Annotated in this window: 14 protein-coding genes; 10 read left to right on the top strand and 4 right to left on the bottom strand. The window is 67.5% G+C overall.

Translation table 11 applies throughout. From position 1 onward, the window contains the following. Nucleotides 1–5 precede the first annotated feature (5 nt). Genes BLW27_RS05540 through BLW27_RS05530 form a run of 3 tightly spaced genes read right to left on the bottom strand, consistent with a single transcriptional unit; the run spans nucleotide 6 to nucleotide 3216 of the window. Nucleotides 6–1517, bottom strand: coding sequence for an amidohydrolase family protein (locus BLW27_RS05540; protein WP_089880466.1), 1512 nt, complete (start codon nucleotides 1515–1517; stop codon nucleotides 6–8). Between the two features lie 26 nt (nucleotides 1518–1543). Then, entirely contained in the window at nucleotides 1544–2347 is an 804-nt protein-coding gene (locus BLW27_RS05535; protein ID WP_089880463.1) for an IclR family transcriptional regulator domain-containing protein, read from the bottom strand. After that, nucleotides 2344–3216 (bottom strand): dioxygenase family protein, encoded by an 873-nt coding sequence (locus BLW27_RS05530; protein WP_089880461.1) that lies wholly within the window; start codon nucleotides 3214–3216, stop codon nucleotides 2344–2346. The genes BLW27_RS05535 and BLW27_RS05530 overlap by 4 nt, the downstream gene beginning before the upstream one ends. A 148-nt stretch (nucleotides 3217–3364) precedes the next feature. Here BLW27_RS05530 and BLW27_RS05525 point away from each other — a divergent pair, with 148 nt between their 5' ends. From BLW27_RS05525 to BLW27_RS05485, 9 genes are all read left to right on the top strand, one after another. Continuing rightward, complete coding sequence (locus BLW27_RS05525; RefSeq protein WP_089880459.1) at nucleotides 3365–4168, top strand: citryl-CoA lyase; 804 nt, start codon at nucleotides 3365–3367, stop codon at nucleotides 4166–4168. After that, entirely contained in the window at nucleotides 4165–5307 is a 1143-nt protein-coding gene (locus BLW27_RS05520; RefSeq protein WP_089880456.1) for a CaiB/BaiF CoA transferase family protein, read from the top strand. Before BLW27_RS05525 ends, BLW27_RS05520 begins: the two co-directional genes overlap by 4 nt. Nucleotides 5308–5334: 27 nt before the next feature. Further along, on the top strand, nucleotides 5335–5736 hold the full coding sequence (locus tag BLW27_RS05515) for a YciI family protein (RefSeq protein ID WP_089880453.1): 402 nt from the start codon (nucleotides 5335–5337) through the stop codon (nucleotides 5734–5736). 23 nt (nucleotides 5737–5759) lie between these two features. Next, entirely contained in the window at nucleotides 5760–6839 is a 1080-nt protein-coding gene (locus tag BLW27_RS05510) for a C4-dicarboxylate TRAP transporter substrate-binding protein (protein ID WP_089880450.1), read from the top strand. Continuing rightward, nucleotides 6836–7405, top strand: coding sequence for a TRAP transporter small permease subunit (locus tag BLW27_RS05505; protein ID WP_245710783.1), 570 nt, complete (start codon nucleotides 6836–6838; stop codon nucleotides 7403–7405). Before BLW27_RS05510 ends, BLW27_RS05505 begins: the two co-directional genes overlap by 4 nt. After that, a complete protein-coding gene (locus tag BLW27_RS05500) occupies nucleotides 7402–8712 on the top strand; it encodes a TRAP transporter large permease (protein WP_089880447.1) in 1311 nt (436 codons plus the stop codon). Before BLW27_RS05505 ends, BLW27_RS05500 begins: the two co-directional genes overlap by 4 nt. A gap of 9 nt (nucleotides 8713–8721) precedes the next feature. Next, nucleotides 8722–9249, top strand: a complete 528-nt coding sequence (locus BLW27_RS05495; protein ID WP_089880444.1) for an NADPH-dependent FMN reductase — start codon at nucleotides 8722–8724, stop codon at nucleotides 9247–9249. Nucleotides 9250–9379: 130 nt separating this feature from the next. Next, nucleotides 9380–10255, top strand: a complete 876-nt coding sequence (locus BLW27_RS05490) for a hypothetical protein (RefSeq protein ID WP_089880441.1) — start codon at nucleotides 9380–9382, stop codon at nucleotides 10253–10255. An 89-nt stretch (nucleotides 10256–10344) separates the two neighbouring features. After that, nucleotides 10345–11265: a 2-dehydro-3-deoxygalactonokinase gene (locus BLW27_RS05485; RefSeq protein WP_089880439.1), complete on the top strand. Its 921-nt coding sequence runs from the start codon at nucleotides 10345–10347 to the stop codon at nucleotides 11263–11265. Nucleotides 11266–11306: 41 nt separating this feature from the next. Here the strand turns inward: BLW27_RS05485 and BLW27_RS05480 are convergent, their stop codons facing one another. Beyond that, complete coding sequence (locus BLW27_RS05480) at nucleotides 11307–12068, bottom strand: DeoR/GlpR family DNA-binding transcription regulator (RefSeq protein WP_089880437.1); 762 nt, start codon at nucleotides 12066–12068, stop codon at nucleotides 11307–11309. A 293-nt stretch (nucleotides 12069–12361) separates the two neighbouring features. Here BLW27_RS05480 and BLW27_RS05475 point away from each other — a divergent pair, with 293 nt between their 5' ends. Then, complete coding sequence (locus BLW27_RS05475) at nucleotides 12362–13588, top strand: ATP-grasp domain-containing protein (RefSeq protein ID WP_089880434.1); 1227 nt, start codon at nucleotides 12362–12364, stop codon at nucleotides 13586–13588. Nucleotides 13589–13594 lie beyond the last annotated feature (6 nt).

Raw genomic sequence — 13594 nt, 5'->3', positions numbered from 1 at the left:
ACTGATCACGCGAAGAGGTCGCGCTCGATTCCGGCAGCCTCGAAAAGGTAGTCGCGGCTGGCTTCCAGTTCGGACCGCAGGCGCGGCACGTCGAAGCCCAGCAGCTTGCCCTGCCACTTGGCGATGCGGCCGGCGACCATAACCGTGTCTACGTTGGTCCGCTCCATCAGCGTCACGACGGCGCCCGGCGCGTTGTTCAGCGGCGCCACGTTGATCGCCTCGGCGTCCAGCAGGATGATGTCGGCCTCCTTGCCCGGGGTGAGCGAGCCGACCTTGTCGGCGAGGCCCAGCCCCTCTGCGCCGCCCATCGTGGCGTGGCGGATCGCGTCGATGCACTGCATCAGCGCCGGGTAATCCTCGGCACCCAGCAGCGCGGCCTCGTTCACCCACATCCGCTGCAGGGTGATCAGCCCGCGCATCTGGGTGAAGAAATCCGCCGTCATCGTGCATTCCACGTCAGTCGAAAGCGACGTCGATATTCCGAGGTCCAGGCATTTCTGGATCGGCGGAAGGCCGTGGCGCATGTGCATCTCGATCGGCACGGCCAGCGAGACGTGGCTGCCCGCATCCGCCGCAGCCTGCCACGCCAGGTCTGACATGCCGGTCATGTGGATGAAGATGTTGTCGGGGCCGAACATGCCGTCGCGCGCAAGCTGGTCGAACGTGTCGCGCATCCCGAAGGTGCCCACCACGTGCAGCGCGATCGGCAGGTCCAGGTCGCGACCGATCTCCCACGCGGCTTCCCATCCGGGCAGGTAGATCTCGCCGCCCATGACCATCGTCAGAAGCTGGTCGTCGCTGCTGAAGTACTGCTCCTTGATGCGGCGCGCGTCGGCCGGGTATTGCGCGCGGTCGCCCCAGCCCTCGAAGTAGCCGAACACCCCGCGGCGGCCGGCGTCGCGCAGGCCCTCGATCGCGGCGTCGGAATGCTCGGGGCTGTGGTGGATCTGGCTCACGTCCATCACGGTCGTCACGCCCGCGTCCAGCTGCGCGATGCCACCGAACAATTCGTTGATGTAGACGTCCTCGGGCCGGTAGACCATCGAGAACTTCTGCAGGATCGTGTCGTAGTAGTTCTGCTCGTTCGCGGGGCGCCCGTCGTTGATCAGGATCCCGTTGGCCAGCTGGCTGCGCAGGGCGGTTTCGAACTGGTGGTGGTGGGTGTCGATGAAGCCCGGCATCACGATCTTGCCCGACGCGTCGATCACCGCGGCGTCGCCCGCGTCGATGTTGGCGCCGATCTCGACGATCCGGCTGCCTTCGACCAGTACGTCACCGGTGGCGTAATTGCCTACGGTATTGTCCATCGACAGCACCGTGCCGCCCTTGATCAGCACGCGGCGGCCCGGCTCTCCCGTGCCCTGAGGGACTGCGGCTTGCGCATGGCTCGCCGCCTGTGCCTGGCTGGCCCCGAGGCCGGTCAGCGTCGCCGCAGCACCCACGGCCGATGCCTTGAGCACGTCGCGTCGCGTCGGGCAGGGCACCTGCGGCGCCTTCGGATTGCAAAGTCTGCACATGGTCTGGTCCTCTCGGAGATGCGGCGTCAGGCCGCGAAAATGGATTGCAGTACGGGATGGCGCTTCAGGTCGTGCCCGATGGCGGACGCGGCGGTCGTCAGCTCCGGCAGGCGTTCCCTCACCAGCGTCTCGGGCGTTACGAGGCCCGTGTAGCCCGAGGTGTTGAGCGCGGCGACGGTGTCGCCGGCGGCGTTGCGGATCGGCACGGCCAGCGCCGTGATGCCGTAGTCGAGCTGGTCGACCGTGGTGGCGTAGCCGTCCGCACGGGCCTGCAGGATCGCCGCGCGCAGCAGCGCGGGATCGGTGCAGGTTCTCGAGGTCAGCGCCTTCGCGTCGAGCGTGTCGAGATAGGCGCAAAGCGCATCGTCCGTCAGCCCGGCCAGCATCACCCGTCCCATCGACGTGGCGTAGGCCGGGTAGCGCGCGCCGACCACGGCGGCCGCGCGGCGGGCCCGCTGGACCGAGTAGTGCGCCACGTAGACCACGTCCGGTCCCGTCAGCACGCCGACCGAGGCCGCGTCGCCGAAGCGCGTCACGATCTCGGCCACCCTCGGCTGCAGGATTTCGTCGATCCGGGCCGAGAAGTAGAATCCGGATGCCAGCGTCATCACCTTGGGCGTCAGGTGGAACCGCTTGCCGCATTGCGCGACGTAGCCGAGCGCCGACAGCGTGATCAGCGACCGCCGCGCCGCCGCCGGAGACAGCCCGACCTTGCGGGCGATCTCGGACAGGGACATCTCGGGACTGGCCGCGTCGAACGCTTCGATGATCGCCAGACCCTTGGCCAGCGCCTCGACGAATTCCGGCGGCCGGTCCTCGATCCGTATCACCGCTTCTTGCTTTCTGGCGCCAGCACGAAGTCGAACTTGAACATTGCGTCGGGCTTCTTCTCGGTCTCGAAGCCGAGCTCGTCGATCTTCTTCGCGGGCTCCAGCTTGGCGATCAACGACTTGCGCACGCCGAAGACCGCGTCGTTGTCGATGTACTCGGTGTTCTCGAAGAAGACCTCGGTGGTGATGTCGTGCATGCCTTGGGCGCGCACGATGTAGTGCAGGTGCGCGGCGCGCCACGCGTGGCGGTTGCCGGCGCGCAGCAGCTTGCCCACGGGGCCGTCATAGGGAACGGTGTAGGGCTTGGGCAGCACGGTGGTGTAGTAGTAGCGGCCCTGCTCGTCGCAGGTGAACTTGCCGCGCAGGTCCATCTTGTCCTGGCCCTGCTCCTGCTCCTGGATCGGATAGGTGCCGGTGGCGTCGGCCTGCCAGGTGTCGATGATTGCGCCGGGCAGGGGCTTGTGCAGGATGTCCGTGACCGTGCCGTGGACCAGCACCGTGACGCCCTCGCGGTCGTCTGCCAGGTTCGCGCCGAGCTTCTTCTCGGGCGCGTCGTCCAGGTAGAACGGGCCGAGGTTCGATCCCTCGGTCGCGCCACCCCGGGTATTGATCATGTCGACCAGCGCGGAAAAGCCCAGCACGTCCGACAGCAGGATGAACTCGTGCCGTTCCGGGGTCGAGATCTGCCCGCAATCGTAGAGGAAGTTCAGCACGCCCATCCATTCGTCGTGGGTGACGTTCAGCTCGCGTGTGCAGTCGTGCAGGTGGTCGATGACCGAGTGCAGAATCTTCTCGAACCGGCTGTCCGGCTCGGTCTCGAAGCTGTCCTTCACCTTCTGCGTGATGTTGAACTGGTTGATATCGCTCATCTTTGCTCCTCCGCTCGGGTGCCGCAACACCTGTGCGACAATTTCGCCTTGACTGGGAAAGTAAACAGATCATTATTTTCGGCAAGAGGAAAAATTTTCGCATACCGAAAAGTATGTGTAACCCATACCGCGACCGAAAGGGAGAGCCATGCGCATCGGCAAGCAGGACAACGCCTTCACCGCGATCGCCACATCGGACGCCGACAGCATCACGATCCGTGGTCATGACCTGTGCGGAGATCTGATCGGGCAGATCGATTTCACCGATTACTTCTGGCTGCTCGTGCTGGGCGAGAAGCCTACCAAGCCGCAGCGCCGCATGATGGACGCCTGCCTCGTCGCGATCGCCGAGCACGGCCTGGTGCCGTCGGTGCAGGCCGCGCGCATGACGCTGGCCGCCGGTCCCGAGGCCTACCAGGGCGCGATGGCCGCCGGCATCCTCGGCATGGGCTCGGTCGTCGCCGGCTCGTCCGAGGTGGGCGGGCGCTACCTGCAGGAGGTGCTGGACAAGGCCGAGGCCGACGGCACCGATCTGGAAACCGCCGTCATCGCCTCGCTGAAGGAACACAAGGCGACCAAGCGCAAGGTCGCGGGCCTTGGTCACCCGCAGCATTCGGGCGGCGACCCGCGCGCGCACCGGCTGATCGCCGTCGCGCAGCAAGAAGGCATCGCCGGTCGCTACTGCGAGGTGCTGGACCTGCTGGGCAAGCACGCGACCGACATCATCAGCCGGCCGCTGCCGATCAACGTCTCGGGCGCGATACCGGCGACGATTCTCGACGCCGGCTGGCCGCTGCAGGCGCTGAAAGCCGTGCCGATCCTGGCGCGCACCGCCGGCCTTGCCGCGCACCTGTTCGAGGAACAGGCCCGGTCGATCGGCTTCATCATGTCGAACCACGCCGATCAGGCGATCAGCTACGACGGCAAGGGCGCCAAGGAGGCGGCAGAATGAAGATCCTCAAGGACATCCGCGTCGTCGAACTGGGCACCTACATCACCGGACCCGCCTGCGGCATGCACCTGGCCGATCTGGGCGCCGACGTCATCAAGGTCGAGCGTCCGGGCACGGGCGATCCGTTCCGGGCCTTCAAGGGCGGGCTCTATTCGCCGCATTACCAGACCTACAACCGCAACAAGCGGTCCATTGCTCTGGACACGAAGAACGACGACGATCGGCAGGTCCTGCACGACCTGATCGCCACCGCCGACGTGTTCATCCAGAACTTCCGCCCCGGCGTGGCCGAGAAGCTGGGCGCGGGCGAGGACGAGCTGCGCCGCATCAAGCCCGACCTGATCTACTGCGCGATCTCCGGCTTCGGCACCTCCGGACCGTCGCGCGACCGGCCCGCCTACGACACCGTCGCGCAGGCCGCGTCGGGCTACCTGCGTCTGCTGACCCCGCCGCAGAACCCCCGTGTCATCGGTCCCGCGATCGCCGACGCGGTCACCGGGCAGTATGCCGCGATGGCCTGCCTCGCCGCGCTGCTGGAGCGCAGCAAGTCCGGGCAGGGGCGCCGCATCGACATCTCGATGCTCGAGGCGATGAGCCACTTCAACCTCGACAGTTTCACGCATTACTACAGCGTGGGCGAGGTCATGGGCCCGCTGTCGCGCCCGGTGGTCAGCCAGTCCTACACGTTCGAGTGCTCGGACGGGAAATGGATCGCGATCCACATGTCCAGCCCGACCAAGTTCTGGGAGGGGCTGCTGGCGGCGACCGGGCAGCTGCAGCTGAACGACGACCCGCGCTTCAACGAGCGGCTGGAGCGGATCAAGCACCAGGACGAGCTGATCGAGCACTTCACCCCGATCTTCAAGGGCAAGACGCGCGACGAATGGGCCGCGCTGCTGCTGGAAAACGAGGTGCCGCACTCGCCCGCCTACGACAGTGACGAGGCGCTGGAGGACCCGCAGGCGCAGCACCTGAAGCTGAAGGTCAGCGTGCCGTCGTCCGAGCTGGGCACCTTCACCACCGTACGCCCCCCCTACAATTTCGACGGGGCGCCGGAACTCGACGTCGCACCGCCGCCGACGCTGGACGAGCACGGCGCCCAGATCCGCGAAGAGATCGCCCGCCGCAAGGCCGGCTAGACCGACGAACCCGGAGGAGAGAGCGAAATGAGTGAAGACAATCCCAAGGCGGTGCCAGTGGGCGCGGTGCTCGAAGCCTCGCGGGGCATGCTGCAAAAGCAGCTCTTCGCGATCTTCACCACGCCCGTCGATGACTTGGGCGCGGTGTTCGCCCACATGGAGGAGCACCTGGCCTTCCAGGTCCAGCTGGAGAAGGACGGCATCCTCTACGCCGCCGGCCCGCTCTGGACCGATGACGGGTCCGAGTGGGAGGGCGAAGGCATGGTGATCGTGCGCGCGGCCTCTGTCGACGAGGCCAAGGCGATTGCCGAGCGCGATCCGATGCACAAGGCCGGCGCGCGGGCGTTCCGCGTCCGGCCGTGGCTGATCAACGAAGGGTCGATCACGATCAGGCTCGACAATTCGACGCAGACATTCAGCATCACTTGATGATCTCGACAGGGAGGAAACCAATGAGACATCTGCTTGGCGCCATCGTGGCGGGCACGCTGGCCGTGCCGGCCGTCGCGCAAGAGACGATCAACCTGACCGTGGCCTCGTCGCACCCGACCGTGGTGCCGTGGGTCGGCATGATCCAGACGCACTTCATGGCCCGGACCGACGAGATCCTAGCCGAGAGCGGCAACTACGAGATCGACTGGAACGAGGCGTTCGGCGGCCAGCTCTACAAGGCCAACGCCACGCTGTCGTCGGTCGAGCAGGGCATCACCGACGTGGGCTGGGTCTTCTCCTTCCTCGAACAGGCGAAGCTGCCGCTCAGCCAGGCCAGCTCGAACGCGCCGTTCGCGACATCGAACCCGCCGGTCCTGCTCGACACGATGGAGGAGCTGCTCGAGACCAACGAGGCCTTCCGCGACGAGTGGGAAAGCCACAACCTGGTCGTCCTGGGCCTGACCGCCACGGACCTCTACGACATCTACACCAAAGAGCCGCTGACCGGCATCGACGACATCGACGGCATGAAGCTGTCGGCGCCGGGCGTGCTGGGCTCGTGGCTGCGCGGCACGGGGGCCAACGCGGTCGACGGTGCGCTGACCACCTTCTACACCGATGTGCAGACCGGCGTGTCGGACGGCGCGCTGACGCTGGCGCTTGGCGCGCTGCCGATCAAGCTCTACGAGGTGGCGCCCTACATCAACCGCTTCGATGGCGGCGCTGCCTTCTCGGGCGCGATCGCGATCAACAAGGACACCTGGGACACGCTGCCCGAGGAAGTGCAGAACGCTATGCAGGAAGCGGGCGATTACTACACCGAAAGCCACGGCCAGGACCTGGTCGAGCGTCACGAGGCGGCGCTGCAGACCATGGTCGAGCAGGGCGCCAACCAGAACCCGCCGGTGCAGATCGTCGAGATGCCCGAGGGCGAGCTCGAGAAGTGGGTGAACAAGATGCCCAACATCGCGCAGGACTGGGCTCAGCCCCTGCAGGATCGCGGTATTCCCGCGGGCGAGTTCCTGAACGCCTACATGGAAGGCCTGCGGGCGCGTGGCGAAGAACCCGCCCGCGATTGGGACGAAGAAGTCAGCCCGTGAAGCCGCTCGACAGCAACCAGGGCGCCGCCGACGGCTCGGCGGCGCCCTACCTCGCGGGGCCGGCGCGCGCCTGGCGCTTCGTGACAGAGGCCCTGGCCGTGCTGGGTACCGTGATGATCGCCGTGCTCGGCGTGATCATCTGCGCCGACATCGTGGCGCGCAATTCCATGGGCGCGTCGTTGCCGCTGGTGTCGGAAATGGGCGCGCTGCTGCTGGTCATGATCGTCGCGCTGCAGTTGGCAACCGCGATCCGTGCCGGACGACTGGCGCGGACCGAATTCATCCTCGACGCGATCGAGAGGCGCTCTCCGCGCTCGGCCGCGCTGCTGATGATGCTGTTCAACATCGCCGGGGCCTGGATGCTGGGCCTCATCGCCTGGTCGACGACGGACGTGCTGACCGGCGCCTGGGAGGCGTCCGAGTTCATCGGCATCGTCGGCATCGCCACACTTCCCACATGGCCGTTCCGCGCGCTGATCCTGCTGGGCTTCGGCGTCGCCGCCCTCGAATTCGTCGTCCGGGCACTGGCCGACGCCCGCACCGTCATCGGAGGCCGCCGCACATGAGTTCGCTCGAAATCGGATCGGTCGCGATCTTCGGCCTGATCGCGCTGATCGGCATCGGCATGCCGATCGGGCTGGGCATGCTGCTGGTGTCGTTCCTCGGCGTCGCGCTGATGCGCAACGACGCGGTCGCCACCAGCATGATGACCGCGGTCGCCAATGACAGCCTCGAGGAATACCTCTTCGCCGTCGTGCCGCTGTTCGTGCTGATGGGCCTGCTTGTCACCGTCTCGGGCGTCGGGCGCGACACGTTCGACGTGTTCCAGCGCATGCTGCACAAGGTGACCGCCGGCCTCGGCATCGCCACGGTCTTCGCCAACGCGGTCTTCGCCTCGATCACCGGAGTCTCGATCGCCTCGGCCACGGTCTTCAGCCGCGTCGCCGTTCCCGAGATGAAGCGCCACGGCTACACCCGCAAGTTCGCCACGGGCGTAGTCGCGGGCAGTTCCGTGCTGGGCATGCTGATCCCGCCGTCGTTGCTGCTGATCGTCTACGCCGTGCTGGCCGAGCAGTCGGTCGGCGCGATGTTCCTGGCCGGCATCGGCCCCGGCATCCTGCTCAGCGTGGTGTTCTGCGTCACCATCCTCTGGCTGGCGCGCCGGAAGCGGGATTTCGTGTTCGAGAACACCGACGTCGCCGAATACAACGACATCGGCTGGGGGGCCGTCGCGGCGAAGTTCGTGCCGATCCTGTCGCTGATGCTGCTGGTGCTGGGCGGCCTCTACGGCGGGTTCTTCAATCCGACCGAGGCCGGCGCCGCCGGGGCCGTGGGCGCGCTGGTGATCGCGCTGTGGCGCCGCTCGCTCGACCGCCGCACCTTCTGGAACCTGCTGGTCGAGACCGGCCAGATCACCGTCTCGGTGCTGTTCCTGATCCTGGCGGCCACGTTCTTCAGCCGCATGCTCGCCCTGTCGGGCGTGCCGCGCGAACTGGCCGAGTTCTTCCTGCAGGATTCGATCGGCCCCTACGGGTTCCTGATCGCGTACCTGCTGCTGATCGTGGTGCTGGGCTGCCTGATCGACTCGATCTCGATCATGCTGATCATGCTGCCCATCGCCTTGCCGGTGGCCGACGCGGCGGGCTTCGACCTGGTGTGGTTCGGCATCCTGACCGTGGTCGGGGTCGAGATGGGGCTGCTGACGCCGCCCTTCGGCCTGTCGGTCTACACCATCAAGTCCGCCATGGACGATACCGACCTCAGGGTGGGCGAGATCTTTCGCGGCGCGTTGCCCTTCGTGGGGGCGATGGCGGCCGCGCTGGTGATCCTCATACTGTTTCCGTCGATATCGACCTGGCTCACACGCATATAAGGACCCTTCATGCCCAAACTCCTGTTCCTTACCGGCAGCCTGAGGGCTGAATCGTCCTCTCGCGCCGTGACGCGGGCGCTGATCGAGGCGCTCGGCGACCGCGCCACCTGCGAAACCGCCGACATCGCCGCTCTTCCGCACTACAATGACGACATCAAGAACGACGCGGCCGTGGCGGCGTTGCGCGACGCGATCGGCGCGGCCGACGGCGTGGTCTTCGTCACGCCGGAATACAACTACTCCGTCCCCGGCGTGCTGAAGAACGCGATCGACTGGGCCTCGCGCCCGGCCTTCGACAGCGTGTTCAAGTACAAGCGCTGCTTCATCGTCACAGTCTCGGGCGGGGCGACGGGCGGCGTGCGGGCGCAGTCGCACCTGAAATACGTGCTGGCCGGCATGATGGCGCTGCCGCATCCCGGCAAGGAGATCCTCGTGCCCTTCGCCGGCAAGAAGGTCGAGAACGGCGTCTTCCGCGACGACGACATCATGGCCTTCGCCGGAGCGCAGATGGACGAATTCCTGGCCTCGCTGGGCTAGGTCCGTTCCCGCGACACCAGCCCCGAAGCAACCGCTGAAGCGCGCCGGGCACGAAACCGTGTCCGGCGCGCTTCTTTACGCGGAACCGGTTCGGGCTCTCGCGCATTTTCCCCACCAAGGGGGAAATGCCATGTCGCACGCTTACCGGTACTGCCAGGGGCCCGTCAGGACGCGGTCCGGGCCCCTCTACGAGATCTTTCACCATGCCCCCGGAGCACCCGTCCTGTCGGTGCAGGGCGACACGCCGGAATCGGCGTGGCAGGCGCTTGGGCAGCGCGTGGATCATGCCGATCCCGACTGGCGCGCATCGGCCCATCTGGTCGAGGCGCTGAACCTGCCCGCCGCGCGCCTCGGCCGACCCGACGCGCTGCAGCGCGACACGGCGCTGGCGCTGGCGGCCAACGCCCATGGCGGTGCCGCCTTCGCCGCCATCCCCGAATCGGATGTGCGCGCCGCCTGCCTGAGCTCCTTCGCGCATCTGGTAGAACTCTCGGCCAAACTAGATGGCGGAGAGCCGGTGCTGTACGACATGCGCTCGGCAGGGTCGGTCCTGCGTGCCGGCGTCGCGGTGCTGGTGGCCGAAGCCGGCGCCACGACGCTGGCCGTCGTCGACGACCGCGACGCGGCGCAGCGCTATCTGCACGCCCGGCATCGCGGATGCGAAAACGCCGCGCCCGCCTTCGACGCCGTCACGGTCCGCCCGTCCTCCGGCTGGTTCGCGCTCGCGATGCGGGACGCCTTGGGCGTCGGCTTCGACCTCGACCTCGTGCGCAGGCGCAGCGGGTCCACGGCTCCGATGCCGTCCTCCGGCGCGGTGATTCTCGGCGCGGTCGCCCGGGGCTTGCCGGACCGTCCGCTGTCGCAGCCGAACGGCACCGGCGCGCTGGCAACCCGGGGGCTGCAAACGGTCTGCATGCTGACGCGCCTGCCCGGCGCGCCCCGCGCCCCGCAAGGGCGGCCGACGAGGCTACGATACCAGGCGCTCCGCGTGCTGCCCGGCGAATAGGCGGCCAAGCCGCCTCGGCGGTGGACAATTGCCGCACGACGGCGCACTTCCGTCCCCGAAACGTCGGCGACGTCGAATGAGGGGCAGCCATGCACGAACCCATGCAACGACCGGATTGGATCGCGCTCGACTGGGGCGCCGCGCGCCTGCGCGCCTGGCTGATGCGGGCGGATGGGTCGGTGATCGACACGCGCCTGGCCCGCGCCGGAGCGGACGAGCCGGGCGCGGTCGGCGTCGAGCCGGCGTTGCTGGCGCTCGTGGCCGACGCGCTCGGGGACGATGGCGGTTCGGGCCAGCCGGTGCCGGTGCTGTGCTGCGGTCTGGCGGGCGCGAGGCAGGCGGTCCCTTTCGTCGCCGTGCCGGCGCCGCCGCCGTCATCCCAAGCCGCCGTCAGGATCGAGACGCGCGACCCGCGCCTAGACCTGCGCGCCCTGCCGGGGATGAAGCAGGACAGCCCCGCCGACGTGATGCAGGGCGAAGGGACCATCGTTGCCGGCGCGCTCGCGGTGCAGCCCGGCTTCGACGGGGTGTTCTGCCTGCCCGGCGAGCAGACCCGCTGGGTGCATGTCAGTGCCGGAGAGATCGTCAGCTTCCGCACCTTCATGACCGGCGAACTGTTCGCGCTGCTGTCGCGGCACTCGGTCCTGCGCCACCATGTCGGCGACGGGACCGGCTGGGACGGCGCGGCCTTCGACGCGGGGGTGGGCGACGCGATGGCGCGCCCGCAGCGGATCGGCGCCGCGCTGTTCGGCATCCGCGCCGCGGGTCTGTTGCAGGGGCTTTCGTCCGGAGCCGCACGTGCGCGGCTTTCGGGGCTGCTGATCGGGCTGGAGCTGGCGGGCAGCCGGCCGCACTGGTTGGGACAGGACATCCGCGTGCTGGGCACAGGCGGGCTGGCACGCGCCTATCGCGCCGCGCTGAGCGCGCAGGCGGCCAGCGTGCAGACGATGGACGCGGATGACCTGACCCTGCGCGGCCTGCGCGCCGCGTACGAGGGCACGACCGGCTGAGGCCGCCGCCAGCCGTCTGGAATCCGCGTCGGCCGACGTTCCTACTGCGGCAGCGCGATCGTGGTGCCCCACGTCTCGCACTTGCGCACCAGGGGGGCGGCGGGCGCACGGTCGGTGAACAGCGTGTCGATCGCCGAAAGCGAGTCGATCCGCGCCGGGGCGCTGCGCGAGAACTTGGAGTGATCCGCCACCAGGAAACTGCGCCGAGCATGGCGCAGGATCGTCTGGCTGACGCTGACCTCCTGGATGTCGAAGTCGAGGATGTCGCCGTCGCGGTCCAGCGCCGAACAGCCGATCACCGCCAGGTCGAACTTGAACTGGGCGATCGTCGCGACCGCCATGTTGCCCACCAGCCCGCCGTCGGACCGCCGCAGCTGCCCTCCGGTCACGACGATCTCGCAATCCGGGTTGGCGACCAGGATGTTGGCGACGTTCATGTTGTTGGTCACCACCAGAAGCCCGCGGTGGTCCAGCAGGGAACTGGCCACCGCCTCGGCCGAGGTGCCGATGCCGATGAACAGCGACACGCCGTCGGGGATCGCGCCCGCGCAGGTGCGCGCGATGGCGACCTTCGCGTCGGCGTTCAGCGCGCGGCGTTCCTCGTAACCGATATTGGTGGTGCCCGAGGGCAGGACGGCGCCGCCATGCACGCGCTCCAGCCGGCCGGCATCGGCAAGTTCGGACAGGTCGCGGCGGATGGTCTGCAAGGTCACGCCGAAATGCCGCGCCAGCCCGTCGACGGTCACCTTGCCGTCGCGCCGCGCGATCTCGAGGATCTCGGGATAGCGAAAAGTCTGTGACATCGGTCCGTTTGCGTTTCTTTTCGACGCTGGCAGCTTTTGCGCGACATCGCAAGGTGTTGCGGCAGCCGAGGCGCGGCTTTCGCGGCCTGCGCGCGCCGCGCGGGCCCCGGCGAACCGGGGCGGCGGTTGAAATCCCGCCCCACGGGATCTAGGGTTAACGTCAGGACCGAGCCCTGGCAGATCCAGCGGGCCTCCCTTTCCGTCATCGTTGTCGAGGAAGCGGCCTTCCGGGTGCCGCGGGGCGTGTGTCCGCGCGACGCGGGCATGGCAACATGACAAGGGAGATAAGACGGATGAGCGATTACGACCCCGAAAAAGGCTATGTCGCCCTGCTGGGCTGGAGCTTGAACGCGATCGACGCGGTGGACCGGTTCGACCGGCGCTACATAATCGTCGCGCCGCCTTGGGCCGAGGATTACTGCAAGCAGAACGACATCCCCTACATGGCGTGGGATTTCGACCGCCTGAACGAGCGATCCTACGAGCTGGCCCTGAAGCTGCAGGAGGAAGGCGTCGACGTCGCGATCCCGCTCTACGAGGAAACCGTCGAATGGTCCGGCGCGGTCAACGCCGTGCTGCTGAAGAACCCGCGCCTGCTGGGCCAGGCGATGCTGTTCCGCGACAAGTCGCTGATGAAGCGCCGCGCGCAGCTTGGCGGAATCCGCGTGGGCGTCTTCGAAGAGGCCGACGACCGCGCCGACGTGATCCGGTTCCTCAAGCGCGTCAATCAGACGCTGCTGAAGCTGGACGGCGATCCGAACGATCCGATCCACTTCAAGGCCTTCGACAAGTCCGGCACCGCCGGCCACCGCGTGATCCGCACGCCCGAGGACGTGGACAACATCCCCGACGACGAATTCCCCGCGCTGCTCGAATCGCACCTGGACGGCTGGGAATTCGCGGTCGAGGCATGGATCAAGGACCGCAAGATCCAGTTCCTCAACATCTCGGAATACGTGACGCTGGGCTATTCGGTCTTCGTGCCGGCGACGCCCGAGCTGGAAGCGCACCGCGCGCGCATCACCGAGGAGATCGAGAAGCTGATCGAGGCCTTCGACATCGACTTCGGCTTCATCCACCCGGAATACTTCCTGACCTCGGACAACAAGCTCTACTTCGGCGAGGTCGCGTACCGTCCGCCGGGCTTCAAGGCGCTGGAACTGATCGAGCGCGCCTACGGCTTCAACGGCTATCAGGGCCTGGTGCTGATGTTCGACCCCAAGACCACGCAGGAGGAGATCGACGCCTTCTTCCCCGAGGAAGTGACCGGCGCCAAGGGCCATGCCGGCTGCTTCGGCGTCTATCCGCGCCGCCGCGTGGTCAGCAAGCTCGAGATCCCCGAGGAGACCGCGAACCATCCCTACTTCGAGTGGCACGAGCTGGCCGAGCCGATGGAGCAGAAGGTCACGAAGCGCAGCGCCTTCGGAACCCATTGGGGGCTGGCCTTCTTCTTCGGCGAGGACGCCCACACCCTGCGCGACCTCTTGAAGCGCCAGGAAGATCTCGATTTCTATGTGTAAGGCAAC

This window comes from Citreimonas salinaria, from assembly GCF_900107235.1.
Taxonomy (GTDB): Bacteria; Pseudomonadota; Alphaproteobacteria; order Rhodobacterales; family Rhodobacteraceae; genus Citreimonas; species Citreimonas salinaria.
This window is presented reverse-complemented; position numbering and strand designations above follow the sequence as displayed.